Origin of the sequence: Kitasatospora sp. NPDC093558, from assembly GCF_040683475.1 — a bacterium.
In the GTDB taxonomy this organism is placed as follows: Bacteria; Actinomycetota; Actinomycetes; order Streptomycetales; family Streptomycetaceae; genus Kitasatospora.
This window is the reverse complement of record NZ_JBFBDY010000018.1, coordinates 1-25,964: the sequence shown is the minus strand read 5'-3', so window position 1 is coordinate 25,964 and position 25,964 is coordinate 1. Positions and strand designations below refer to the sequence as shown.

Here is a 25,964-nt window from a genome sequence, read left to right as displayed (position 1 = left end):
AGGGCAAGCAGGGTCGTTTCCGCCAGAACCTGCTCGGCAAGCGAGTCGACTACTCGGCCCGTTCGGTCATCGTCGTCGGCCCGCAGCTCAAGCTGTACCAGTGCGGTCTGCCGAAGGCCATGGCGCTGGAGCTCTTCAAGCCGTTCGTGATGAAGCGCCTGGTCGACCTGAACCACGCGCAGAACATCAAGTCGGCCAAGCGCATGGTCGAGCGCGCCCGCCCGGTCGTGTGGGATGTGCTCGAAGAGGTCATCGCCGAGCACCCGGTCCTCCTGAACCGTGCGCCCACCCTGCACCGCCTCGGCATCCAGGCCTTCGAGCCGCAGCTGGTCGAGGGCAAGGCCATCCAGATCCACCCGCTCGTCTGCACCGCGTTCAACGCGGACTTCGACGGTGACCAGATGGCCGTCCACCTGCCGCTCTCCGCGGAGGCGCAGGCCGAGGCCCGCATCCTGATGCTGTCCTCGAACAACATCCTGAAGCCGGCCGACGGTCGCCCCGTCACCATGCCGACCCAGGACATGGTGCTCGGTCTGTTCTTCCTGACCTCGGACCGCGACAACGTGAAGGGCGCCGGGCGCACCTTCTCGTCGACCGCCGAGGCGATCATGGCCTTCGACGCCCGCGAGCTGGACGTCCAGGCCCCGATCGAGCTGCGCCTCGGCGCCGGCACCGTCCCGCCGCGCGGCTGGACCGCTCCGGTGGACGAGGACGGCCAGTCGACCTGGTTCGAGGGCGAGCCCTTCCGCCTGAGCACGACCCTGGGCCGCGCGCTCTTCAACGAGCTGCTGCCCGAGGACTACCCGTTCGTCGACTACGAGGTGGGCAAGAAGCAGCTCTCCGCGATCGTCAACGACCTGGCTGAGCGCTACCCCAAGGTCGTCGTCGCGGCGACCCTGGACAACCTGAAGGCGTCCGGTTTCCACTGGTCGACCCGTTCCGGTGTCACCGTCTCGATCTCGGACGTCATCGTCCCGCCGAGCAAGCCCCAGATCCTGGAGGGCTTCGAGGCCAAGGCGGAGAAGGTCCAGAAGCAGTACGAGCGCGGTCTGATCACCAACGACGAGCGCAAGCAGGAGCTCGTCGGCATCTGGACCCAGGCGACCAACGAGGTCGCGGACGCCATGGCCGCGAACTTCCCGAAGACGAACCCCATCTTCATGATGGTCGACTCGGGTGCTCGTGGAAACATGATGCAGATGCGCCAGATCGCCGGTATGCGTGGTCTGGTGTCGAACGCCAAGAACGAGACCATCCCGCGACCCATCAAGGCGTCGTTCCGTGAGGGTCTCACCGTGCTGGAGTACTTCATCTCCACCCACGGTGCCCGTAAGGGTCTGGCCGACACCGCCCTCCGTACCGCCGACTCCGGCTACCTCACCCGTCGTCTGGTCGACGTCTCCCAGGACGTCATCATCCGCGAGGAGGACTGCGGCACCGAGCGCGGCCTGAAGCTGTCGATCGGTTCCGTGGGCGCCGACGGCGTGCTGCGCAAGGCCGACGACGTCGAGACCAGCGTGTACGCCCGCATGCTCGCCGAGGACATCACGGTGGACGGCAAGCTCCTTGCCACCGCCAACACCGACCTCGGTGACGTGCTGATCGACGAGCTGATCCGCCACGGCATCGCCGAGGTCAAGGTCCGCTCGATCCTGACCTGTGAGTCGGCCGTCGGCACCTGTGCCTTCTGCTACGGCCGTTCGCTGGCCACCGGCAAGCTGGTCGACATCGGTGAGGCGGTCGGCATCATCGCCGCCCAGTCCATCGGTGAGCCCGGTACCCAGCTGACCATGCGTACCTTCCACACCGGTGGTGTGGCCGGTGACGACATCACCCAGGGTCTGCCGCGTGTCGTCGAGCTCTTCGAGGCCCGTACCCCGAAGGGTGTCGCTCCGATCTCGGAGGCCACGGGCCGGGCGCGGATCGAGGACACCGAGAAGACCCGCAAGATCGTCATCACGCCGGACGACGGCACCGACGAGATCGCGTACCCGGTGTCCAAGCGCGTGAAGCTGCTCGTCAGCGAGGGCGAGGCGGTCGAGGTCGGCCAGAAGCTGACCATGGGTGCCACCAACCCGCACGACGTCCTGCGCATCATGGGCCAGCGTGCCGTCCAGGTCCACCTGGTCGCCGAGGTCCAGAAGGTCTACAACTCGCAGGGTGTGTCGATCCACGACAAGCACATCGAGATCATCATCCGGCAGATGCTCCGCCGCGTGACGATCATCGAGTCGGGCGACGCCGAGCTGCTCCCGGGCGAGCTCGTCGAGCGCGGCCGCTTCGAGACCGAGAACCGTCGTGTGGTCTCCGAGGGCGGTCACCCCGCCTCCGGCCGTCCGCAGCTGATGGGTATCACCAAGGCCTCGCTGGCCACCGAGTCCTGGCTGTCGGCCGCCTCCTTCCAGGAGACGACCCGGGTCCTCACCGACGCGGCGATCCACGCCAAGTCGGACCCGCTGCTGGGCCTCAAGGAGAACGTCATCCTCGGTAAGCTCATCCCGGCCGGTACGGGTCTGCCCCGCTACCGCAACATCCGGGTCGAGCCGACCGAGGAGGCCAAGGCCGCCATGTACTCGGCCGTCGGCTACGACGACTACGACCTGTCGCCCTTCGCCGCCGGCTCCGGCGCGGCGGTCCCGTTGGACGACTACGACTACGGCCCGTACACCGGCTGAGTCCCACGTCGAAAGACCGCAGGGCGGTCACCCCTCACGGGGTGGCCGCCCTGCGGCGTTTCCGGGCCGTATCCCCCGTGCGGGGGAGCGCGGAGGACCGCTCCCGGGAGGGAGGCGGGGGAGGGGGTCGCTGCGCGAGTCTTCTCGGTGTCGGGAGGACGGGCTTGCGAAGGGGGCCGGAAATGAAGCGGGTACTGGGTGCGATGGCGATCACGGGTGCCGTGCTGTTCGGGATGTCGGCGTGCCTGCCGTTCGGGGGTGGGGACGAGGAGCACCGCACGGTGAGCTACGGCGTCACGGACGGTGTCCGGGAGCTGGTGATCGAGGGGCACACCGGCGGGGTCGTCGTGACGGGCGGCGGCAGTGCGGTCCAGGTGACCGAGACGCAGAACTACAAGGGGGACGCGCCGCGCACCACGCACGAGGTGAAGGACGGTGTGCTGCGGCTGACGTACGACTGCGACTCGTGCGGCGTCGGGTACGACGTGCAGGTGCCGGCCGGGACGAAGGTCAGCGTCAAGCAGACGACCGGCGGGGTGCGGCTGATCGGGCTGGCCGCCGAGGTCGACGCCTCGGTCGGCAACGGCGGCGTCGAGGCGACCGGGCTGACCTCGCAGCAGGTGCGGCTGAGCGCCACCAACGGCGGGGTGCGGGCGGACTTCGCGTCGGCGCCGGCGAAGGTCGAGGCCCGGACGGCGAACGGCGGCGTGCGGCTGAAGGTGCCGGCCGCGGCGGAGTACGCGGTGGACGCGCAGGCCGGGGTCGGCGGGGTGGACCTCGGCATCCCGTCGAAGACGGGGGCGGCGCGCAGCATCACCGCGCGGGCCGAGACCGGCGGTGTGACGGTCTCCGGTGTCTGACCGGGCCCCTGTGCCCGCCCCCGTGTGTCCGGCGGCCCGGGCCGTCCCGGAGGTCCTGCCGGTAGGGCATGATCTTCTCCGCGGGGGCGGCGTCCCCGGGTACGGGGGAGGTACGACGGTGGAGCGTGCTGCGCGCTGGCGGGGCTGGGCGGCCGGGCGGAGCCCGTACGCGCTGGACTCGCTGCTGGCGCTGGCCTCGGCGGCGGTCTCGGTGTGGTCGGTCTACAACGACGTGACGTCGCGGCCCTGGTGGGTCTACCTGGTGGCGGTCTCGACCGCGCTGCCGCTGCCCTGGCGGCGCCGGTTCACGCTGAGCTCGCTCGCTCTGGTGAGCGTGGCCTCGATGACGCTGTCGCTGGTCGCGCACTCGGCGAACCCGCAGCTGCCGCTGTACGCGGTGATCGGCATCTACACGGTGGCCGAGCGCTCCTCCGAGCGGCAGCGCTGGACGGTCCTCGCGGTCGTGGTGCTCGCCAACGTGGTGGGCACCCACTCGCCGAACGGCATGCTGTTCAGCCTGCTCACCTCGGTCGGCTCGTTCGTCTTCGGCTCGCTCGTGCGCACCCAGCGCCGGCTCGCCCGGGTGGAGGCGGAGCGGGCCAGGGAGGCCGGTGAGCGGGCGGCCAGCGAGGCGGCCAGGGCGGTCGCCGAGGAGCGGGCCAGGATCGCGCGGGAGATGCACGACATCCTGGCGCACGCCGTGTCGTTGATGGTCATCCAGGCCGAGGCCGGGCCGCTCGTGGTGCACACCAAGCCGGAGCGGGCGATCCGCGCGTTCGACACGATCGCCGATTCCGGCCGCGACGCGATGGTCCAACTGCGGCTCGTGCTGGGGGTGTTGAAGGAGGACGGGGCGAGCCCCGAGCTGGCCCCGCAGCCGCGGCTGGCCGAGCTGGCCGACGTGGCCGAGCGGGTGCGCGGCGCCGGCCTGCGGGTGGAGCTCGACCTCGCGGGCGGGCTGGGAGCGGTGCCCGCCGACGTCGAGGCGGCGGCGTACCGGATCGTGCAGGAGGCGCTGACCAACACCGTCAAGCACTCCGGTGCCGACCGCGCCGCGATCCGGGTGCGCCGGGCCGGCGACGCGCTGGAGGTCGTGGTGTCCGACAACGGCCGCGGCGTGCCGATGGCCGCCGACCGCGCGGCGGGCGGCTGGTCCGGCGGGCGCGGGCTGGTCGGTATCCGGGAGCGGGCCGCCGCCTGCGGTGGGCGGGCCGAGGCCGGGCCCGGGCCCGCGGGCGAGGGCTTCCTGGTGACTGCCCGGCTGCCGTTGGGGCCGGCCGGGGTGGCGGAGAGGGTGGGCGGATGACGCCGATACGGGTGGTCGTCGCGGACGACCAGGAGCTGGTGCGGGCCGGGTTCGGGATGATCCTGGACGCCCAGCCGGACATCGAGGTGGTGGCCGAGGCGTGCGACGGCGCCGAGGCGGTCGAGGCCGTGCGCGAGCACGGCCCCGACGTACTGCTGCTGGACGTCCGCATGCCCGTGATGGACGGGCTGGAGGCGGCCCGGCGGGTGTGCGCGGAGTTCCCGGCCACGAAGGTGATCATGCTGACCACCTTCGACATCGACGACTACGTCTTCGACGCGCTGTACGCGGGTGCGAGCGGTTTCCTGCTGAAGGACGTCCGCCGGGACGACCTGGCGCACGGCGTGCGGATGGTCGCCTCGGGGGAGGCGCTGCTCGCGCCCTCGGTGACGAAGCGGCTGATCGGCGAGTTCGCGGCGCGTCGCCCGGGCACGCCGGAGCGGGCGGTGCGTCCGCCGTCCAAGCTGCTGGAACAGCTGACCCTGCGCGAGCAGGAGACGCTGCGGCTGCTCGCGCGCGGGCTGTCCAACGCGGAGATCGCGGCGGAGCTGGTGGTCAGCGAGCACACCGTGAAGACGCACGTCAGCAATGTGCTGAGCAAGCTCGGGCTGCGCGACCGGGTGCACGCGGTGGTGTTCGCGTACGAGGCCGGCGCGGTCGTGGCGGGGGAGGCCTGAGACCCTCCCTCTCGCGGGGGAGGCGGGGAGTTCGCCGGTGCGGGCGATCCGCGACGAGGGCCCCGGCGGACAGCATCGGTGGTGTCGGAGCACGGATCACGGACACCACGGGAGTACGCAGATGAACACCGCTCGGAACACTGGCACCCGCCTCACCGCCTACGCCGTCGTCGGCGCCCCCGCCCTGATGGCGCTGTACGGCGGCATCAGGCTCGTCCCCGGCTCCCGCGAGCCGGGCCTCGGCTGGACGGCCGGGCACACGGCGATGTTCGCCGGGCTGCTGCTGTTCGCGCCGGTCTTCCTCGCGCTGCGCCGGCTGATCGCCCCGCGCGGCACGACGGCCGGGCGGATGGCGGCGGGCACCGCGCTGGGGGTGGCGTTCGCGGGCCTGGCGGCCTCGCTGGTGCAGATCGGGATCGACCTCGTCGTCGGCCTGATGGCGGCGGACAAGGCGGACCAGTCGCGGCTGTTCGAGCGCGTCCAGGCCGTCCCCGGCGTGCTCGCGGCGGTGTACAAGGTGGGCCCGCTGCTGTTCTACGTCGGCCTGCTGGCGCTGCTGGTCGCCGCCTCGGTGGGCGCGGCCCGGACGCTGCGCTGGTGGAGCCCGGTGCTGATGCTGGTCGGGACCGTCGCGTCGGCGGCCGACCTGGCGATGATCCCGGTGGCCGCCGCCTGCTACCTGGTGGCACTGGCCCCGCTGGTCCGCCTCGGCGCTGCGCCGCGGACCGTGCTGGTCTAGGGGGCGGATATTCGGTGGTCGCCCGGAGGCCCTGACCCGTACCGTCCGGGATATGAACGCGAAGCGCCCGCTGATCGCCGTGCTCACCGGCGCGGGCATCTCGACCGACTCCGGCATCCCCGACTACCGCGGCCCGCAGGGGCTTTGGCAGCGCGATCCGTCGGCCCAGAAGCTGGTGACCCTCGGCCCGTACCTGGCCGACCCCGAGGTGCGCCGCCGGGCCTGGCTGATGCGCCGGGACGCCGGCGCGCTGGCCGCCGAGCCGAACGCCGGGCACCGCGCGCTGGTCGAGCTGGAGCGCTCCGGGCTGCCCGTGCGGGTGCTCACGCAGAATGTGGACGGCCTGCACCAGCGGGCCGGTCTGCCCGCCCGCAAGGTGCTCGAACTGCACGGCACCGCACGGGAGGTGCAGTGCGCGCGCTGCCGGGTGGTCGGCGACATGGCCGACGCGCTGGCCCGGGTCGAGGCGGGGGAGCCGGACCCGGCGTGCCGGGAGTGCGGCGGGATCCTGCGCCCGCGGACGGTGATGTTCGGGGAGGCGCTGGACCCGGTGGTGCTCCGGCAGGCCGACGCGATCGCCAAGGCCTGCGACCTCTTCGTCGCGGTGGGCACCAGCCTCCAGGTCTACCCGGTGGCCTCGCTGCCGCAGATCGCGCTGGAGGGCGGCGCCCGCCTGGTCGTGATGAACGCCGAGCCGACGCCGTTCGACGAGGCCGCGGACGAGGTGATCCGCGAGCCGATCTCCACGGCCCTCCCGGCGCTGGTGCGGAAGTTGCTCGCCGAGCACGCTTGAGGCCGAGCGGTCTTAAAACGGACGAACCCGCGTGCGTACGATGATCGCCCCGGCACCCCCCGACGGCCTGGAGTGATCGACCGATGACGACGACGGCGAAGTTCGACCCCTGGTCCGCGGCGTTCGTGGCCCACCCGTACGACGCGTACGCCGAACTGCGCGAGCACGCGCCGGTGACGTACTACGAGCCGACGAAGCAGTGGCTCGTCTCGCGCCACGAGGACGTCAGCGCGCTGCTGCGCGACCGGCGCCTCGGGCGCACGTACACCCACCGCTTCAGCCACGAGGAGTTCGGCCGGCCCGCGCCCGACCCGGCGCACGAGCCGTTCCACACCCTCAACGACCACGGGCTGCTCGACCTGGAGGCCCCCGACCACACCCGGATCCGCCGGCTGGTCTCCAAGGCCTTCACCCCGCGCATGGTCGAGGGCCTGCGACCGACCGTCCGGCGGCTCGCCACGGAGCTTGTGGACGGACTGCTCGCGGACGGCGGCGGTGACCTCGTCGCCGCCGTCGCCGAGCCGCTGCCGGTCGCCGTCATCGCCGAGATGCTGGGCGTGCCCGAGGCCGACCGGCACCTGCTGCGGCCCTGGTCCGCCGACATCACCGGGATGTTCGAGCTCAACCCGACCGAGGAGGCGGCCCGCCGGGCGGTCACCGCGAGCATCGAGTTCTCCGACTACCTGCGGGGCCTGATCCGCGAGCGCCGCGCGGCCCCCGGCACCGACCTGATCAGCGCGCTCATCCAGGCCCAGGAGGGCACCGACGCGCTCAGCGAGCAGGAGATGATCTCCACCTGCGTGCTGCTGCTCAACGCCGGCCACGAGGCCACCGTCAACACCACCGGCAACGGCTGGTGGGCGCTGTTCCGCAACCCCGGCGAACACGCCCGGCTGCGCGCCGACGTGGACGGCCTGCTGCCCACCGCCGTCGAGGAACTGATGCGCTGGGACACCCCGCTGCAGATGTTCGAGCGGTGGGTACTGGAGGACGTCGAGGTCCGCGGCGTCACCATCCCGCGCGGCTCCGAGATCGCCCTGCTCTTCGGCTCCGCCAACCGCGACCCGGAGCGCTTCGCCGACCCCGACCGGCTCGACCTCGGCCGCACCGACAACCCGCACGTCACCTTCGGCGCCGGAATCCATTTCTGCCTCGGCGCCCCGCTTGCCAGACTGGAGCTCACCGAGTCGTACGGCGCGCTGCTGCGCCGGGCGCCGGGCCTGCGGCTCGTCCGCGAGCCCGAGTGGCGCCCGGGCTACGTGATCCGGGGGCTCGAAGAGCTGTTGGTCGAGGTGTGACGGAAGAGGGGGAGTGGCCGTGGGCAAGGCGACGGGCACGCTGCTGGGCCTGGCGATCGGGGACGCGATCGGCCGGGTGACGGAGTTCAAGACGGTGGAGGCGATCGCGGGCGACTGGCCCGACTGGCGGCAACTCCCGCTTCCACAGCGGGCGTTGATCACGGACGACACCCAGATGACGCTCGCCCTCGCCCGTGGCCTGCGCACCGCCCTCGCGCGCGGGCCGCTGACGCCGTTGCGGTTGGAGCGGCCCGTCCGCGAGGAGTTCGTCGACTGGTGGCGCTCCCCGGACAACAACCGCGCCCCCGGCATGACCTGCCTGCGCGCCTGCGAGCGGCTCAGCCACGACAAGGTCCGCTGGCAGCAGGCGAGCGACGTCGGCTCCAAGGGCTGCGGCGCCAACATGCGGGTCGCCCCCGTCGGCCTGATCCGCGAGCTCGACGCGCGCCAGCACTCCGGCGCCGCGCAGCTGCAGTCCGCGCTCACCCACGGCCACCCCACCGCGCTCGCCGCGAGCGACCTCACCGCGTACGCCGTCCGCAAGCTCGCCGAGGGCGTGCCGCCAGCCGGCCTGACCGCGGTCCTGCGTGCATACGCGCTCGCCCGCCGCGACCACTACGACGAGTTCTGGCTCGGCGACCTCGGCGACCGCTGGTTCGGCAGCTCCCCGCAGGCCGTCATCGCCCGCGGCTGGGACGACTGCCTGACGTCGCTCGACCAGGTGGACGCCGCGCTCGCCGCACCGGACGTCGAGGCCGACCCGTGCCTGGTCACCGGCGAGGGCTGGATCGCCGAGGAGGCCTTCGCCACCGGCCTGCTCTGCTTCCTGCTGCTGCCGGACGACCCGGTGGCCGCCGTCCGCCGCGCCGCCTACTCCAGCGGGGACTCCGACTCCCTCGCCTGCCTGACCGGCGCCTTCGCCGGCGCCCACCACGGGGAGGCGGCCTGGCCGGCCGAGTGGGTCGAGCGGATCGAGCACCGGGACGAGCTGCTGGAGTTCGGCGCGCTCTGGGACTGAGCGCGGACGGCCGGTGGACGGCGGGGGAACCGGCGGGCGGCGGGCCGCGTCGAAGGGCCATGACGTACCGCAGCCCTCACGCGACCCGCCGCAGCCACCGCCGCCCGGCGGCGCTGCTCCTCGCCGCCGCGCTCGCCGCCCCGCTGGCCGCGGGCTGCGGCAGCACCGGCGCCACCACGCCGGCCGCGCCCCCGGTGATCCGCGTGTCGGCCTCCGCCGGCCGTCCCGCGGTCGACCCGGCGCAGGTGGCCGCGACCGCCGCCGGCACCGACGCGTTCGGCCTGGACCTCCTCCACACCCTCACCGCCGAGCCCGACGCCGCCGGCCGCAACCTCGTGCTGTCCCCGTCCGGCCTGGCCACCCTGCTCGCGATGCTGCTGCCCGGCGCCCGCGGCACCACCGCCGACGAGCTCGCCAAGGCCCTGCACACCGGCCTCACCCCGCAGCAGTACGCCCTCGCCACCGGCGCGCTCGACCGCTCGGCCCCGGCGGACGACGACGTCACCCTGCGCCAGTCCGACGACCTCTGGACGCAGCAGGGCTTCGCCGTGCAGCCCGACTACCTGCAGACCCTCGCCGACGCCTTCGACACCGGCGTGCACCCGGCCGACTTCCGCGCGGACCCGGAGAACGCCCGCAAGGCCGTCAACGCGGCCGTGGAGAAGGCCACCGAAGGACGGATCAAGGACCTCTTCGCGCAGGGGCAGATCAGCACCGAGACCCGTATGGTCCTCACCGACGCGCTCTACCTCAAGGCGAAGTGGGCCTCCCCGTTCAAGCCGGAGCACACCGCCGACCGTCCGTTCCACAAGCTCGACGGCTCCGCCCCGAACGTGAGCACGATGGCCCAGAGCGGCAGCCTCAAGTACGCCGAGGGCTCCGGCGGGATCGTCGGCGAGCCCTGGCAGGCCGTCGAACTCCCGTACACCGGAGGCGGGTTGGCGATGGACGTGATCGTCCCCGCGCAGGGCGGCTTCGCCGCCTTCAGCAAGGGGCTCGACCAGGCCCAGCTCGACCGCATCCTCGGCGGACTCGCCCCGCGGCCCGTCGACCTGGAGCTCCCGCGCTTCCACTTCGACACGTCCAAGGAGCTCACCACCACGCTGCGCGCGCTCGGCGTCAACACGGCCTTCGACCGGAACGCCGACTTCGGCGGCATGTCCAAGGAGGCGCTCACCATCGGCACGGTGGTGCAGAAGGCCACCATCGAGGTGGACGAGGAGGGCACGGTCGCGGCGGCCGGCAGCGGCGCCGGGATGGCCGGGGCGGCGGCGCCGGCCCCGCGCCCCGCCCAACTGCACGTCGACCGGCCGTTCCTGTTCCTGATCCGGGACACCAGCAGCGGACGGCCGCTCTTCCTCGGTCAGGTCACCGACCCGCAGGCGCGGTGAGCGGGGCCGCGCCGGATCACCAGGCCGGGTAGCGCCCGCCGAGCGCCGGGTGGGACGGATCCCGGCTGCCGAACAGCACCAGCAGGTCGTCCGCCACGCGCAGCAGCTCCGCCCGGCCCTCGACCGCCCCCGCCCACTCGGGCGGCAGGGCCGCGGCGCCGTACGCGGCACCGGCCAGGTTGCCGCAGACCGCGCCGGTGGAGTCGCTGTCCCCGGAGTGGTTCACCGACAGCAGCAGCGCGGTGCGCACCGGGTCGGGGTCGAGGGTCGCGGCCAGCAGCGAGTACACCGCGATGGCCAGGCACTCCTCGGCGATCCAGCCGAGCCCGACCCGCTCCACCGCCTCCGCCGACGGCTCCGACTCCTGCGCCACCCGCACGGCCCGGGCCAGTGCCTGCACCGTCTCCTTCGAGGCCGGCAGCTCGCGGATCTGGTCGACGGTCTCGCCGACCGCGGCCCACGGCTCGGTGCCGCCCACCAGCCGCTCGACGAGCGCCGCGAACGCGCCCGCCGCGAGGTAGCCGGTCGGGTGCCCGTGGGTCAGCTGGGCGCACTGCACGGCGAGCCCGAAGGCCTGGTCCGCGCCCAGCCGGGCCAGCCCGAACGGCGCCGAGCGCATCACCGTGCCGCAGCCCTTGGAGCCGGGGTTGATCGGCCCGGGCAGCCCGATCCGGGCCGGCGGCTCGAACTGCGGGTGCTCGGAGACCCCGCTCAGGCAGGCGTTGCCCGGAGCCCGCCGGGCGTACAGGAACGGCTGCCGCAGCAGCCAGCCGTCGTACGGGCGGGGGAGGGGTGCGGCGTCCGGCGCGGGCTGGTACTGGGTCAGCAGCCAGCGCCGGTACGCGCCGTGGACGGCCTCCGGCACCGAACCGCCGCCGCCGGACCAGCCGCGGACGAAGCCGCGGATCAGGCCCTCGGCGGTGAACAGCGTCATCTGGGTGTCGTCGGTGACCTCGACCGTCCCGGTGCGCGCGGCGGGCAGCAGCCCGGTCACGCCGTCCGGTCCGTGCTGGTCCCGGATCTGGTGCAGCTGCTGGAACTCCACCGGCCAGCCCAGCGCGTCGCCGATCGCGCCGCCGAGCAGCGTCCCGCGCACCCGGTCGCGGTAACCCGCCTCGGCCGCCGAATCCGTCACGTCGATCCCCCTTGTTCGTGGCGGACTACGTTCTATCAGGTCACCCCGGCCGTCGGGTCACCAGGCGCGAACGGCCCGCTACCGGCGGATCTCCCCGGCGCGCCCGTGCAGGGCGGCCCGGTCCGCGGCGGCCCGGCCGGCCGCCCAGCCCTCGCCGTCGCTCACCCGCACCCGCTGCGACACCAGCTTCGGGAAGAGCCGGCCGACCTCCTCGTCCACCGCCTCGGAACGGGCGGCGAGGGCGGGCAACAGCCGCTCGTCCGGCAGCAGTTGCTCCTCGGTGCCGTCCTCGCGCAGGTGCCGCCCGGCCGCCGCGGCGCTGGTCGTCCGCTCGGTGGCGTCGGTCAGCCGCTCGCGGATCCGCGCCGCGTAGGCGACCAGGAACGACTGCCGGAACGCCTTGGTGCGCGAGTCCCGGCCCGCGCCGGCCTTGTTGAGCGCGTGCGTGGCCTGCACCAGCAGCGAGGTGTACAGCAGCTCGACGCCGTCCAGGTCGCCGTCGAAGCCGACCACCGTACAGAAGCCGAACTCCTTCGCCCACACCACCCGGCACCGGTTCGCCGCCGCCACCGCGTCCAGCAGCATCGTCTTCGGGCCCTCGTACGGGTTGTCCACGCCGATCCGCAGCGCCGCGGGGGCGTTCCGGTCGGTGCCCGCGGCGGCCACCAGGGCGTCGTCGATGCTGTGCTGGGCCATCAGCTGCTGGGCCTTGGCGGTCAGCGCCTCGGCCTCGTCCGGGAACTCGGTGGACTCGGCCTTCGCCAGCAGCGCCCGGATCCGCGCCAGCATCCGCGGCTCGCCCGGCACCGGGCCCGCCGCGCCGCGCACCGGCGCTTGCCCGGGCACGGGCCCGACCGGGGCGATCGGGGGCAGCCGCCCCCAGGTGCGGATCAGCTCCAGGGCGGCGGTGGCGAGCGCGAAGCGGTCCAGCCGGTGGCGCTGGGCGAAGGCGGCCAGGTAGCCGTCGTCGCCGGGCCACCACACCTCGGTCTCCAGCTCGCGCAGCTGCTCCTGCCAGCGCCGGTCCAGCGCGGCCGCCGGGTGGCGGCGGCCCTCGGCGGCGATCAGGTCCACGGCGAGCGCGAGGTGGACGGGCTTCAGCTCGCGCCGGACCACCCGCACCAGGTCGGCCGGGCGCCACCCCGCCGACCAGCACCGCCCGACGGCGGTGTCCGCGTACCCGAGCACCGCCCGGCTCACCGCCGGCCACTGCCCGGCCGACGCGGCCAGCAGCGACGCGCCGGTGTCCAGTGCGAGGTCCAGCCGCTCGTCCGGGGCCGTCAGCACCGACCGCACCGCCTGCTCCAGCAGCGGTCCGGCGTCCCCGCCACCCTGCTGCGCCCGCTTGCCCACGGTGTGTCCCTGCTCTCGTCGACGGCCCGTTTCCTCCAGCCATGATGCCGGAGCGCACGGCGTCACCGAGGGGCGGCCGAGGGGCGGCGGGAGACGGCCGTCGAGCGCTGCCGGGGCGTGGGCGCGTGCGCGCGGGGATGGGGGACGGGGACGGGTGCGCCGGAGCGCCGGTCCGCGCCGGTCCGCGTGACGCGCGGACGGCCCGTTGCACGAGCGAGCGCCCGGCCCCCAGCGCCGGGGACCGGGCGCTCGGCGCGGGTGACTCAGCGCTCGATGGCCTTGGCCAGGATCTCCGGGGTGCGCTCCAGCAGGCGGCCGCCGGCCAGGCGGACGCCGAGGTGGGCGACCAGCCCGCCGTAGAGCGGCCCGACCAGCAGCACCGGCCAGGTCGGCCGGTCGGCGGCGAGGGCCCAACCCAGGTAGCCGCCGACGGGCAGGGCCAGCAGCGAGACGCCCAGCATCGACCCGAACTGGTTGAGCAGCACCAGCCCGCTCTGCCCGGGTGCGGCGTTGCGCATCGGGTTGCTGTCGGACGGCATCGTGTACGGCGCGAGCACGCTCAGCATCGAGCCGACCGCGATGCCGCAGCCGAGGAGCGTGAACGCGAGGCCGAGGGCGGACGGCAGGTGTGCCCAGTCCCCGGTGACGAGGGTCAGCACCAGGCCGAGCACCAGCGTCACCGGCACCGCGTACGACAGGACCGCGTACGCCCGTCCGCGCAGCTCGTCCCGGGCGTCGGCCGGGGTGCGCAGGGTCGCGGCGACCATCCAGAACGCCGAGCCGTCCATGCCGAACAGGTTGAGCATCTGCAGCCCGAGGAACATCCCGGTCGCCGCCAGCAGGTAGACGCTCGACCAGCCCTGGACCACCGACAGCACGCAGATCACCAGCGTCATGCCGATGCTCGTGAACACCGCCGCCTTGGCCCGCGGCTCGCGCCAGGCGTACCGCAGGTGGCGCTGCATCACCGCGCCGGCGCGGCCGTCCGGCAGGAAGCCCCAGCCGCGCGAGCTCTGCACGCCGCGCGCGACCTCCAGGGTCGAGGAGTCCGCGGTGACCATCAGCTCCTGGAGGCTCCGCCGCCACCAGCGCAGCAGCAGGGCGAGCAGGGCGGCGGCCAGCGCCAGCTGGAGCAGCGCGAGCGCGTACCGGCCCTCGCCGGCCGTCCGGCCCGCGTCCATCGCGCCGATCGGCGGGATCCAGCGCAGCACGGCGGCGATCGGCCGCAGCGGGCTGAGGTCGAGGTGCCCGTCGGCGCCGGGCCGGCCGAAGGTGCTCTGCCAGCCGACGTTGGCGCCCTGGACGAGCAGCGCGAACAGCAGCCCGCCGAAGATCGCGAAGTCCTTGCCGCGCCGGCTGGACAGCATCCGGGCGTTGCCGGCCGCGACCGCCCGGGAGAGCGTGACCAGGCACAGCACGGCGAGCGGCACGCCGATCACGTCGGCCGCCGCCGAGGCGCCGCCGTTCGCGCCGGACAGCGCCGCGCCGGTGACGAGCACCAGGCTGACCAGCGGGCCGGGCCCGATCAGGCTGGCGAGCAGCGAGCCGCGCAGCAGGGGGCCCGGCCGCAGCGGCAGCATGGTGAGGCGGGTCGGGTCGGCGCTCTCGTCGCTGGAGAACAGGAACAGCGGGATCGCGGCCCAGCCAAGGGTCAGCACGCCGACCAGCATCACGCCGGCGTCCCCGGAGCCCGCGGCGCGGCCGTTGAGCACCGCCAGGCCGAGGGCGACCCCGGCGGCGAAGAGCAGGCCGAGCACGGCGCCGACGACGTACACCCCGGCCCGGCCCGGGCTGCGCTTCAGCCCGTTGCGCAGCAGCCGCAGCTTGAGTGCGACGAGCGCGCGGACGACCGTCCCGCCGTCGGGCACCGCGGCGGTCACCGACCGCTCCCGGCGTTCCCGCCGCCGAGCCAGCCCAGCGCCTGCCCGTCGTCCTCGCGGACGCCGATCAGGTCGAGGAACGCCTCGTGCAGGCTGCGCCCGCCGCGGACGGCGTCCAGCGGCCCGTGGGCGATGACCCGGCCGGCGTTGACGACGGCGACCCAGTCGCAGAGCTGCTCGACGAGCTCCATGACGTGGCTGGAGAAGACCACCGTCGAGCCGGCCGCCGCGTACCGCTTGAGCACGCCGCGGATGGTCTGCGCGGAGACCGGGTCGACGCCCTCGAACGGCTCGTCCAGGAACAGCACGTCGGGGTTGTGCAGCAGGGCGGCGGCGAGGCCGATCTTCTTGCGCATGCCGGTGGAGTAGTCGGCGACGAGCTTGTCGGCGTCGGCGGCGAGGTCCAGGACGGCCAGCAGCTCCTCGGCCCGGCGGTCCACCTCGGCGCCGGGCAGGCCGCGCAGCCGCCCGTTGTACTGGAGGAGTTCGCGCCCGCTGAGCCGCTCGAACATCCGCAGGCCCTCGGGCAGGATGCCGATCCGCGCCTTGACGGCGACCGGGTCGGCCCAGACGTCGCCGCCGTGGACGAGGACGGTGCCCTGGTCGGGCCGGAGCAGGCCGGTGACCATGGAGAGCGTCGTGGTCTTGCCCGCGCCGTTCGGGCCCACCAGTCCGATGAACGCGCCGGCCGGCAGCTCCAGGCTGAGCCCGGCGACGGCGGCCTGGGCGCCGAAGTGCTTCCACAGCCCCTGGATGCTGACCGCGGAGGCGGCGGACGGGGTGGCGGGTCCGGGGGTGTCGGACGGCGGAGGCGCTGAGGCCTGCATGGTTGCCTTCTCTGGTTCGTTGGTTCGTCGGCTCGTCGGGCCGTTCGGACTCAGCCTGTCACTCGTCGAACGGGCTGTCGTCCGAGTTGAGGATGCCCTGAGTTTGTCCCCCGAACGGGTGAGGCACACCGGCTGCCGGAATCCCGTTCCGGGAACTGGCAACTACTCAGCCGCCCCGTTCGTCCGGCACTATGAGGACCAGTTGGGCGCGCAGCGCGCGCCGTGGTGTCGGGAGGCGACGGATGGCTGTCCAGCCGTGGGGCGAGCCCTCGCCGCAGGCCGGGATGCGGGCGGCGCACGCGGACCGCGACCGCACGATCGACGTGCTGAAGGCCGCGTACGCCGAGGGCCGGCTGTCGTTGCAGGAGTACGAGCAGCGCCACGAGGCGGCGAGCGTCGCGCAGACCTACGGCCAGCTGTCCGCGCTGGTCGCCGACCTGCCGTCGGGGCCGGTGGCGCCGCCGGCGTTCGACGGGCGGCCGGTGCCGCAGACGTTTCAGCCGGTGCCGCGGACGTTCCAGCCGTACCCGCCGCCGATGCCCTACCCGCCGCCGTACCAGGTGCGGTCCACCAACGGCCTGGCCGTCACGTCGATGGTGCTCGGCCTGTCCGGGCTGTCGCTGCCCGCGGTGATCACCGGCCACATCGCCCGCACGCAGATCAGGGAGCGCAACCAGGACGGGGACTGGGCGGCGGTCATCGGCCTGGTGGTCGGCTACCTGGGTTCCGCGTTCTGGGCCCTGATGTTCTTGGGGGTCGTCCTGGCGGCGGGCAGGGGCTGAGCGCGGGGCCCGGCGGTGGTGCCGGGCGACCCGCCGGGCGACACCGCCGGGCGCCCGAGTGGCGCACGCCACTCCGGTGTGGTAGAGCGGCAGGAGGGCGGCTCGTCACCGGGCTGCCGTTCGCGGGCCACCCCCGCGACACCCGGCCGACAGCCGCGACCTGCGGCGTTGCATTTGTTTTGACCGCGCCCCATGCGCTAGGTACGCTCTGACCTTGTGCCTGGGGTGTCCCCGGGTCCTTGTGCGTGCATGCACACCGGCCGCCGCGCCGAGCCGGAGCGCCCTCCAGCGCTCCGCGCGTAGAGCGCCGTCGCTGTACATCAGCCATGGGATTCCGTGTCGTAACAAGCCCAACACACCCGACCGCGTGGGTCGACCACGGGGCCGCGTGCGAGGGAGACACCGCAGGTTAGTTCCACCAAGCCTTGGCACACAGAAAACGGAGAAACGGTGCCTACGATCCAGCAGCTGGTCCGAAAGGGCCGGCAGGACAAGGTCGAGAAGAACAAGACTCCCGCGCTGAAGGGCTCCCCGCAGCGCCGTGGGGTCTGCACGCGTGTGTACACGACCACCCCGAAGAAGCCGAACTCGGCGCTTCGTAAGGTCGCCCGTGTGCGCCTCACCAGCGGGATCGAGGTCACCGCTTACATCCCGGGCGAGGGCCACAACCTGCAGGAGCACTCCATCGTGCTGGTGCGCGGTGGTCGTGTGAAGGACCTTCCTGGTGTCCGCTACAAGATCATCCGCGGTTCGCTTGACACCCAGGGTGTCAAGAACCGCAAGCAGGCTCGCAGCCGCTACGGCGCCAAGAAGGAGAAGTAAGAATGCCTCGTAAGGGCCCCGCCCCGAAGCGCCCGGTCATCATCGACCCGGTTTACGGCTCCCCGGTCGTCACCCAGCTGGTCAACAAGATCCTGCTGCACGGCAAGCGCTCCACCGCCGAGCGGATCGTCTACGGCGCCCTCGAGGGCGTCCGCGAGAAGACCGGCTCGGACCCGGTCGTCACGCTGAAGCGCGCGCTGGAGAACGTCAAGCCGGCCCTCGAGGTCAAGTCCCGCCGTGTCGGTGGCGCGACCTACCAGGTTCCGGTCGAGGTCCGTCCGGGCCGCGCCAGCACCCTGGCGCTGCGCTGGATGGTCGGTTACTCCCGCGCCCGTCGCGAGAAGACCATGACCGAGCGTCTGATGAACGAGATCCTCGACGCCAGCAACGGTCTGGGCGCTTCCGTGAAGCGTCGCGAGGACACCCACAAGATGGCCGAGTCCAACAAGGCCTTCGCGCACTACCGCTGGTAGTCCGTACCCCGTCACTAGACAGAGAGAGAACGAGCCACCATGGCTGCAACCTCCCTTGACCTCGCCAAGGTCCGCAACATCGGGATCATGGCGCACATCGACGCGGGCAAGACCACCACCACCGAGCGGATCCTGTTCTACACCGGTGTCTCGTACAAGATCGGTGAGGTCCACGATGGCGCTGCCACCATGGACTGGATGGAGCAGGAGCAGGAGCGCGGCATCACGATCACGTCGGCCGCGACGACCTGTCACTGGACGGTCGACGGCGTCGACAACACCATCAACATCATCGACACCCCGGGTCACGTCGACTTCACCGTCGAGGTGGAGCGTTCGCTGCGCGTCCTCGACGGTGCCGTGACGGTGTTCGACGGTGTCGCCGGTGTCGAGCCCCAGTCCGAGACCGTGTGGCGGCAGGCTGACCGCTACGGCGTCCCGCGCATCTGCTTCATCAACAAGCTGGACCGCACGGGCGCGAACTTCTTCTTCTGCGTTCAGACCATCGTGGACCGCCTCGGCGCGACCCCGCTGGTCATGCAGCTCCCGATCGGTGCCGAGGCGGACTTCAAGGGCGTTGTCGACCTTGTCCGCATGAAGGCCCTCGTTTGGTCGGCCGAGGCCGCCAAGGGCGAGATGTACGACATCGTCGACATCCCGGCCGAGCTGCAGGAGCAGGCGGACGAGTACCGCGAGGCGCTGATCGACACCGTCTCCAACGTCAGCGACGAGATCATGGAGCTCGCCCTCGAGGGCGAGGAGATCCCGGTCGAGCTGCTGCAGACGGCGATCCGCAAGGGCACCCTGAACTCGGACTTCACCCCGATCTTCTGTGGTACCGCCTTCAAGAACAAGGGCGTTCAGCCCCTGCTCGACGCGGTCGTCAAGTACCTGCCGTCGCCGCTGGACATCGAGTCCATCGAGGGCACCAAGCCCAACGACCCGGACACCAAGATCTCCCGCAAGGCGTCGGACGACGAGCCGCTGTCCGCGCTGGCGTTCAAGATCATGTCCGACCCGCACCTGGGCAAGCTCACCTTCGTCCGGATCTACTCCGGCCGCCTGGAGTCCGGCACCTCGGTGCTGAACGCCGTCAAGGGCAAGAAGGAGCGCATCGGCAAGATCTACCGCATGCACGCGAACAAGCGTGAGGAGATCGAGTCGGTGGGCGCCGGCGACATCGTCGCCGTCATGGGCCTGAAGCAGACCACCACCGGTGAGACGCTGTCCGACGAGAAGAACCCGGTCATCCTGGAGTCCATGGACTTCCCGGCCCCGGTCATCCGCGTCGCGATCGAGCCCAAGTCCAAGGGTGACCAGGAGAAGCTGGGTGTCGCCATCCAGCGTCTCGCCGAGGAGGACCCGTCCTTCCAGGTCAACACGGACGAGGAGACCGGCCAGACCATCATCGCGGGCATGGGCGAGCTGCACCTCGAGGTGCTGGTCGACCGCATGAAGCGTGAGTTCAAGGTCGAGGCCAACGTCGGCAAGCCGCAGGTCGCGTACCGCGAGACGATCCGTTCGGCCGTCGAGCGCATCGACTACACGCACAAGAAGCAGACCGGTGGTTCGGGCCAGTTCGCGAAGATCCAGATCGCGATCGAGCCGCTCGAGCAGGCCGAGGGCTACGAGTTCGTGAACAAGGTCACCGGTGGCCGCGTGCCGAAGGAGTACATCCCTTCGGTCGACGCCGGTTGCCAGGAGGCCATGGAGTTCGGTGTGCTCGCCGGCTACCCGCTCCAGGGTGTCCGCGTCACGCTGCTCGACGGTGCGTCGCACGACGTCGACTCCTCCGAGCTCGCGTTCAAGATCGCCGGTTCGATGGCCTTCAAGGAAGGCGCCAAGAAGGCCAAGCCGGTCCTTCTTGAGCCGATGATGGCCGTCGAGGTCACCACGCCCGAGGACTACATGGGCGACGTGATCGGCGACATCAACTCTCGCCGTGGCCAGATCCGGTCCATGGACGAGCGTCACGGTGCCCGCGTCGTCACGGCGCTGGTGCCGCTCTCCGAGATGTTCGGCTACGTCGGTGATCTGCGCAGCAAGACCTCTGGTCGCGCGAGCTACTCGATGCAGTTCGACTCGTACGCCGAGGTTCCGAAGAACGTGGCGGACGACATCATCGCCAAGGCCAAGGGCGAGTAAGGACCGGCGCGAGCCGGCCTCACGAGGACGCAGTACGTCCCGACATTCGGGACTATTGCCACCCCTTAGGCTATTAGGAGGCGACCCGGGAGGATCCGTACGGATTCTCCCGGGCCCTCCGGCCCCCACCCGCGGGACGGTACGAGGTGTCCTCGGGCATCCCGCACCCAACCCGATAAAAGACCAACTGACGTCAGCACGGCGTACAGGAACTGTCCTCAGGAGGACTCAGTGGCGAAGGCGAAGTTCGAGCGGACGAAGCCCCACGTCAACATCGGCACCATCGGTCACATCGACCACGGTAAGACCACGCTGACCGCGGCCATCACCAAGGTGCTGCACGACGCGTACCCGGAGATCAACCCCTTCACGCCGTTCGACCAGATCGACAAGGCCCCGGAGGAGCGTCAGCGCGGTATCACCATCTCGATCGCGCACGTCGAGTACCAGACCGAGGCGCGTCACTACGCCCACGTCGACTGCCCGGGTCACGCTGACTACATCAAGAACATGATCACCGGTGCCGCCCAGATGGACGGCGCCATCCTGGTGGTCGCCGCCACCGACGGCCCGATGCCGCAGACCAAGGAGCACGTCCTCCTGGCCCGCCAGGTCGGCGTCCCCTACATCGTCGTCGCCCTGAACAAGGCCGACATGGTGGACGACGAGGAGATCCTGGAGCTCGTCGAGCTCGAGGTCCGTGAGCTCCTCTCCGAGTACGAGTTCCCGGGCGACGACCTGCCGGTCGTCCGCGTCTCCGCGCTGAAGGCGCTGGAGGGCGACAAGGAGTGGGGCGAGAAGCTCCTCGGCCTGATGCACGCCGTGGACGAGGCCATCCCGACCCCGGCCCGCGCCGTGGACCAGCCGTTCCTGATGCCGATCGAGGACGTCTTCACGATCACCGGTCGTGGCACCGTCGTCACCGGCCGCATCGAGCGCGGCATCCTCAAGGTCAACGAGACTGTCGACATCATCGGCATCAAGGAGACCAAGACCACCACCACGGTCACCGGCATCGAGATGTTCCGCAAGCTGCTCGACGAGGGCCAGGCCGGTGAGAACGTCGGTCTGCTGCTCCGTGGCATCAAGCGCGAGGACGTCGAGCGCGGCCAGGTCATCATCAAGCCCGGTTCGGTCACCCCGCACACCGAGTTCGAGGCCCAGGCCTACATCCTGTCGAAGGACGAGGGTGGCCGCCACACCCCGTTCTTCAACAACTACCGCCCGCAGTTCTACTTCCGCACCACCGACGTGACCGGCGTCGTGACCCTCCCCGAGGGCACCGAGATGGTCATGCCGGGCGACAACACCGGCATGACGGTCGCGCTGATCCAGCCGATCGCCATGGAGGAGGGCCTGAAGTTCGCCATCCGTGAGGGTGGCCGCACCGTCGGCGCCGGCCAGGTCACCAAGATCCTCAAGTAATTCGAGGCTCTGACCTGCTGCTCCGCACAGGCTGATCCGAAGGGCCCCGCACACCCCAGGGTGTGCGGGGCCCTTCGGCGTGTCGGTGCGGTGATCATGTGCGGCTCCGGTAATGGGCCGTTGAAGGTTTGCTCATTCGCGGCTGCTATTCTGGCCGCTCATTGGGCTCTCTGTGCCGGAATCCGCAATCGTGCGGATACGGAGAGAGACGGTTTCCAGCCGGTGGGTCATCCCGCTGGGACGCCCTCTCAATCGCATTCAATACACGGGACAGGCGAGCACGATGTTGAACACGGCATCCGAGATTGGTCTGGCCGGGGGGGCTGTACCGCTGCTGTCGGTCGTCATGCCGATCTACAACGAGCAGGAGGCGCTGCCCCTGACCGTCGAGCGGCTGCGTCCGATCCTGGACGGCCTCGGCATCGGCTACGAGGTCGTCGGCATCGACGACGGCAGCACCGACGCGACTCCGGCGCTCATGCAGAAGATCCACCAGGACTGGCCGGAATTCCGCATCGTGCGCTTCGCCCGTAACTCCGGGCACCAGGCGGCGCTGACCGCCGGCATCCACCGCGCCTTCGGCGACTACGTCGTGTCGATCGACGCCGACCTGCAGGACCCGCCGGAGAAGATCCCCGAGATGCTCGCGCTCGCGCGCGAGAAGAACCTCGACATCGTCTACGGCGTGCGCGGCGACCGCGGCACCGACACCGCGTTCAAGCGCCGCACCGCCGGCGCCTACTACTGGCTGATGCGCAAGCTCGTCGGCAAGAACATGCCCAACCAGGCCGGTGACTTCCGCCTGCTCAGCCGGGCCGCCGTCGAGGCGCTGAAGGCGCTGCCCGAGCACCAGCCGGTCTACCGCCTGCTCGTGCCGTGGCTCGGCTTCCCGAGCGGCGAGGTCGTCTACGTGCGCGAGGAGCGGGTCGCCGGCAGCACCCACTACCCGCTGTCGAAGATGCTCCGCCTGGCCATCGACAGCATCACCAACTTCTCGGCCGCCCCGCTGCGGCTCGCCACCTGGCTCGGCCTGCTGAGCTTCGTGCTCTGCTTCGGCCTCGGCGTCTACACGACCGTCGCGTACGCGCTCGGCAAGACCGTGCCCGGCTGGTCCTCGCTGTTCGTCGGCATGCTCTTCCTGGGGGCCGTCCAGCTGGTCTGCATGGGCCTGCTCGGCGAGTACGTGGGCCGGATCTACTCGGCCGCCCAGGCCCGGCCGGCCTACTTCGTGGGCTACGACTCGGCCGAGGAGAACGCCCGTACGGCCCGCAGGACCGCCTCCTACACGAGCTGAGCAACCGCGCCGCACGCGGCCGGGGGAGCACCTCCGGCCGCGTGCGGCGCCGACGCGCACCGACGGCAGCACGCAGACCTGAACAACGGAACGGACGGCATGGGGAGAACCGACAGCACCGCGACCTCTCCGGGGGCACCCGGCGGACTCCTGGACGGCGCCCCCGCCCGGTCCACCGCGGTGACGGCCGTGGGAGCGGACGAACCGGCGCTGCGACGGCTGTCGCGCTTCGCCCCCGCCGCCGCGGCCTACCTGCTCCTCGTCGCGCTGCTGCTGGCCGCGGACACCGCGCCGGCCGACATCGCGCGCTACACGTTCTACGCGGTCTGGGGCGTCCTGCTCCCCGGCACCCTGGTGTTCCGTGCCCTGCGCCGCCGCCCGTACACGCTGGTCGAGGACCTCGTGCTCGGCGCCGCCACCGGCCTGGTGCTGGAGCTCGGCGCCTGGGCGGTGCTGATGCCGCTCGGCCTGCAGAAGGCGGCGATAGCCTGGCCGCTGCTGGTGGTCGTCCCGTTCGCGGCGGTGCCCGGCCTGCGGCGGCACTGGCGTCCGCGCGGCTACCGGCGCCAGTCGGCGGGCTGGTCCTGGTCCGTGGCGGGCGTCGTCGCCCTGACCTCGGTGTACTACTACGAGGTCTTCCTCTCCCGCTTCCCGATCCTGCCGACGAGTGAGACCACCCGGCAGTACGGGGACCTGCCGTACCTGCTGTCGCTCGCGGGGAACGCGACGCACCAGTTCCCGCCGACCGTGCCGCAGGCGGCCGGGGAGCCGCTGCACTACCACTGGTTCACCTTCGTCCACATGGCGATGGGCCGCCTGGTCGGGCACGTCGACCTGACCGTCATCGAGATGCGGCTGATGGTCCCGGCGCTCGCCGCGCTGGGCGTCCTGGTGACGGCGGTGGTCGCCCAGCGGCTGAGCGGCCGGGCCTGGGCGGGGCCGGTGGCCGCCGTCCTGGTGTTCGCGGTGGGGGAGTTCACCGCGGTCTACCCGAACAACGTCAGCAGCTGGACCTTCGGGGCGCCGGCCGTGCGGCTGATGTCCTTCGTGAGCCTGTCGCTGACGTACAGCCAGCCGCTGCTGATCGCGCTGATCGGCGTGGTCGGCGACGTGCTGCGGCGCGGGCGCGAGTCCGGCCCGAGCGGCCGGGAGAGCGGCCGGGACGTGCCGCTGCTGGGCCGCGGCGCGTACGTCCTCACCGCGCTCTTCGCGCTCGCCTCCAGTGCGGCGAAGGCGAGTTCACTGCCGGTCACCCTGGCCGGCCTGGCGTTCGCCGGGCTCATGGTGCTGATCGGCACCCGGCGGATCCCGTGGCCGATCGTCGGCCTGGGGGCGATCATCGGCGCCGCGCAGCTCTTCGCGACGGCCGTCATCTTCGACTTCGAGAGCTACGGACTCGAGGTCATCCCGTTCGGCAACGTCCAGCAGTACTGGGCGGATCCGAACCACAGCCGGACCGCCGCGGTGCAGGCCGTCGTCGTCGCCGCGACGCTGGGCGCGTTCCTGCTGAACCACCAGCTGAAGGTGGTCGGCATGCTCCCGCTGATGTGGCGCCGGCGGTTCAACCTGGAGCCGGTGCAGTGGTTCCTGCTCGGCGGCGCGATCGCCGGGCCCGCCGCGTACCTGGCGGTGAACGGCTTCAACTCCAGCTACTTCACGATCGCCGGCCTCCCGTTCGGCGTGCTGCTGTCGGCCTGGGGCTACTGCGAGTCGTTCGAGCGGGCCGCCCTCCCGCGCCGGGCCAGGGCGGCGCTCGCCGTCGGCGTGCTCGTGGTGGCCGGCGTCCTGACGTACCTGCTCTACCGCCACTCCGACGCGTGGGTGCGCTGGGCGGCCGGGCTGCTCGGCGACAAGCCGCGCTCGTACGGCCCGCTGCTGCCCGCGCTCGTCGCGGCGGCGCTGCTGGCCGCGGCCGCCGCGGTGGTTGGGGTGCTCTGGTGGCTGACGGCCCGGGCGGTGCCGGCGATGCGCCGGCGCGGCGGCATCGTGCTGCTGACCGCGACGCTCGCGGTCGGTCTGCCCGGTCTCGGCCTGGACGTCCTCCAGGCGCGGCACGTGACCTGGGAGGGCTCCTGGATCCTGCCGAAGACCCAGGTCGACGCCGCCCGCTGGGTGCGTGCGCACAGCGCTCCGACGGACGTCCTCGCGACCAACAGCCACTGCTGGCAGTTCGACGACTACGTCTTCGGCCCCGGCTGCAACAACTACCGCTCCCACTGGCTCGGGGCCTACTCCGAGCGGTCCGTCCTGATCGAGGGCTGGGCGTACGCGCCGCGGCTGATGGCGACCGCCGGCGGCGCCGCGGCCACCACGGCCCCGTTCTGGGACCAGGACCTGTTCAAGCTCAACGAGGAAGCGTTCCGGCAGCCGACGGCCGATATCCTGCGTCGTCTGCACGACGACCACCATGTGCGGTACCTGGTGGTCCAGCGCAAGGCCGGCGCCGAGTCGCCGGACCTGGCGCGGCTCGCCCCGAAGGTGTTCGACAACGGCCGGGTGGCCGTCTACGAACTCGCCTGATCCGACCCGACGACGAAGCATGGGCATTGAGATGGTCTCCACCGACAAGCGGGCCGCGGCGGCCCAGGACGGCCGGGCGGTCGAGCCGGCGCCGGCCGGCACCACCGCCAAGCGCCAGATCCCGTCCTTCCTGGTCATCGGGGTGCTGAGCACGCTGTTCTACCTCGGGCTGTACGTCGTGGCCCGGATGGTCGTCAACCCGCAGGCGGCCAACCTGATCGCGCTCGCGGTGAGCGCGGTCGCCAACACCGCGGCCAACCGCCGGTTCACCTTCGGCATCACCGGCTCGGAGGGGGCGCTGCGGCACCAGCTGCAGGGCGCGGTGGCGTTCGTGATCGGGCTCGGGCTGAGCAGCGGCGTGCTGGCGCTGCTCGACCACGTGGCGCCGCACGCCTCGAAGGTCGTGGAGGTCGGCGGCCTGATCGTGGCCAACGGCCTGGCCACCGTGGTCCGCTTCCTGCTGATGAAGGTCTGGGTCTTCAAGGACTGAGGCCCCGCGCCGAAGCCGCCCGAGAGATACGAGAGCGCCCGGTGGCGAACCCCGTGAGGGG

Annotated in this window: 21 protein-coding genes; 17 read left to right on the top strand and 4 right to left on the bottom strand. The window is 72.0% G+C overall.

All coding sequences use genetic code 11. From position 1 onward, the window contains the following. The 9 genes from rpoC to AB0O00_RS04045 form a co-directional block, all read left to right on the top strand. The coding region (rpoC, locus tag AB0O00_RS04085) for a DNA-directed RNA polymerase subunit beta' (RefSeq protein WP_363648532.1) at nucleotides 1–2,675 on the top strand (2,675 nt) is incomplete at its 5' end. Nucleotides 2,676–2,857: 182 nt separating this feature from the next. Continuing rightward, nucleotides 2,858–3,535 (top strand): DUF4097 family beta strand repeat-containing protein, encoded by a 678-nt coding sequence (locus AB0O00_RS04080; protein ID WP_363648531.1) that lies wholly within the window; start codon nucleotides 2,858–2,860, stop codon nucleotides 3,533–3,535. 118 nt (nucleotides 3,536–3,653) lie between these two features. Beyond that, nucleotides 3,654–4,841, top strand: coding sequence for a histidine kinase (locus AB0O00_RS04075; RefSeq protein WP_363648530.1), 1,188 nt, complete (start codon nucleotides 3,654–3,656; stop codon nucleotides 4,839–4,841). Beyond that, a complete protein-coding gene (locus tag AB0O00_RS04070; protein WP_363648529.1) occupies nucleotides 4,838–5,518 on the top strand; it encodes a response regulator transcription factor in 681 nt (226 codons plus the stop codon). Before AB0O00_RS04075 ends, AB0O00_RS04070 begins: the two co-directional genes overlap by 4 nt. 121 nt (nucleotides 5,519–5,639) lie before the next feature. Then, a complete protein-coding gene (locus tag AB0O00_RS04065; protein WP_363648528.1) occupies nucleotides 5,640–6,257 on the top strand; it encodes a hypothetical protein in 618 nt (205 codons plus the stop codon). 52 nt (nucleotides 6,258–6,309) lie between these two features. Continuing rightward, the gene (locus AB0O00_RS04060; protein WP_363648527.1) at nucleotides 6,310–7,050 is read left to right on the top strand and encodes a Sir2 family NAD-dependent protein deacetylase; all 741 of its coding nucleotides are present in this window, start codon (nucleotides 6,310–6,312) and stop codon (nucleotides 7,048–7,050) included. Between the two features lie 83 nt (nucleotides 7,051–7,133). Continuing rightward, nucleotides 7,134–8,348: a cytochrome P450 gene (locus AB0O00_RS04055; RefSeq protein WP_363648526.1), complete on the top strand. Its 1,215-nt coding sequence runs from the start codon at nucleotides 7,134–7,136 to the stop codon at nucleotides 8,346–8,348. A 19-nt stretch (nucleotides 8,349–8,367) separates the two neighbouring features. Then, on the top strand, nucleotides 8,368–9,366 hold the full coding sequence (locus AB0O00_RS04050; RefSeq protein WP_363648525.1) for an ADP-ribosylglycohydrolase family protein: 999 nt from the start codon (nucleotides 8,368–8,370) through the stop codon (nucleotides 9,364–9,366). Nucleotides 9,367–9,425: 59 nt separating this feature from the next. Then, nucleotides 9,426–10,757, top strand: a complete 1,332-nt coding sequence (locus AB0O00_RS04045) for a serpin family protein (RefSeq protein ID WP_363648524.1) — start codon at nucleotides 9,426–9,428, stop codon at nucleotides 10,755–10,757. A 16-nt stretch (nucleotides 10,758–10,773) separates the two neighbouring features. Here AB0O00_RS04045 and AB0O00_RS04040 read toward each other — a convergent pair whose 3' ends face one another. The 4 genes from AB0O00_RS04040 to AB0O00_RS04025 all read right to left on the bottom strand — a co-directional run bounded on the left by AB0O00_RS04040 (nucleotide 10,774) and on the right by AB0O00_RS04025 (nucleotide 15,952). Further along, the gene (locus AB0O00_RS04040; protein ID WP_363648523.1) at nucleotides 10,774–11,892 is read right to left on the bottom strand and encodes an ADP-ribosylglycohydrolase family protein; all 1,119 of its coding nucleotides are present in this window, start codon (nucleotides 11,890–11,892) and stop codon (nucleotides 10,774–10,776) included. 78 nt (nucleotides 11,893–11,970) lie between these two features. After that, entirely contained in the window at nucleotides 11,971–13,245 is a 1,275-nt protein-coding gene (locus AB0O00_RS04035) for a DUF2786 domain-containing protein (RefSeq protein ID WP_363648522.1), read from the bottom strand. A gap of 263 nt (nucleotides 13,246–13,508) precedes the next feature. Continuing rightward, nucleotides 13,509–15,125: a transporter gene (locus AB0O00_RS04030; RefSeq protein WP_363648521.1), complete on the bottom strand. Its 1,617-nt coding sequence runs from the start codon at nucleotides 15,123–15,125 to the stop codon at nucleotides 13,509–13,511. Further along, nucleotides 15,122–15,952 carry an ABC transporter ATP-binding protein gene (locus AB0O00_RS04025; protein WP_363648520.1) on the bottom strand — a complete coding sequence of 277 codons (831 nt, stop codon included), beginning with the start codon at nucleotides 15,950–15,952 and terminating at the stop codon, nucleotides 15,122–15,124. The genes AB0O00_RS04030 and AB0O00_RS04025 overlap by 4 nt, the downstream gene beginning before the upstream one ends. Nucleotides 15,953–16,194: 242 nt before the next feature. Here AB0O00_RS04025 and AB0O00_RS04020 point away from each other — a divergent pair, with 242 nt between their 5' ends. The 8 genes from AB0O00_RS04020 (at nucleotide 16,195) to AB0O00_RS03985 (ending at nucleotide 25,903) form a co-directional block, all read left to right on the top strand. Continuing rightward, nucleotides 16,195–16,734, top strand: coding sequence for a DUF1707 and DUF4190 domain-containing protein (locus tag AB0O00_RS04020; protein ID WP_363648519.1), 540 nt, complete (start codon nucleotides 16,195–16,197; stop codon nucleotides 16,732–16,734). Between the two features lie 450 nt (nucleotides 16,735–17,184). After that, complete coding sequence (rpsL, locus tag AB0O00_RS04015; RefSeq protein WP_014144289.1) at nucleotides 17,185–17,556, top strand: 30S ribosomal protein S12; 372 nt, start codon at nucleotides 17,185–17,187, stop codon at nucleotides 17,554–17,556. A 2-nt stretch (nucleotides 17,557–17,558) separates the two neighbouring features. Then, nucleotides 17,559–18,029, top strand: coding sequence for a 30S ribosomal protein S7 (rpsG, locus tag AB0O00_RS04010; protein ID WP_030055803.1), 471 nt, complete (start codon nucleotides 17,559–17,561; stop codon nucleotides 18,027–18,029). Nucleotides 18,030–18,068: 39 nt separating this feature from the next. Beyond that, nucleotides 18,069–20,174, top strand: coding sequence for an elongation factor G (gene fusA / locus AB0O00_RS04005; protein WP_363648518.1), 2,106 nt, complete (start codon nucleotides 18,069–18,071; stop codon nucleotides 20,172–20,174). A 231-nt stretch (nucleotides 20,175–20,405) separates the two neighbouring features. Then, nucleotides 20,406–21,599 carry an elongation factor Tu gene (tuf, locus tag AB0O00_RS04000; protein ID WP_363648517.1) on the top strand — a complete coding sequence of 398 codons (1,194 nt, stop codon included), beginning with the start codon at nucleotides 20,406–20,408 and terminating at the stop codon, nucleotides 21,597–21,599. 346 nt (nucleotides 21,600–21,945) lie between these two features. Further along, nucleotides 21,946–22,893: a glycosyltransferase family 2 protein gene (locus tag AB0O00_RS03995; protein WP_363648516.1), complete on the top strand. Its 948-nt coding sequence runs from the start codon at nucleotides 21,946–21,948 to the stop codon at nucleotides 22,891–22,893. A 99-nt stretch (nucleotides 22,894–22,992) separates the two neighbouring features. Then, nucleotides 22,993–25,413, top strand: coding sequence for a hypothetical protein (locus AB0O00_RS03990; protein WP_363648515.1), 2,421 nt, complete (start codon nucleotides 22,993–22,995; stop codon nucleotides 25,411–25,413). A gap of 19 nt (nucleotides 25,414–25,432) precedes the next feature. Continuing rightward, entirely contained in the window at nucleotides 25,433–25,903 is a 471-nt protein-coding gene (locus AB0O00_RS03985) for a GtrA family protein (protein WP_363648514.1), read from the top strand. Nucleotides 25,904–25,964 lie beyond the last annotated feature (61 nt).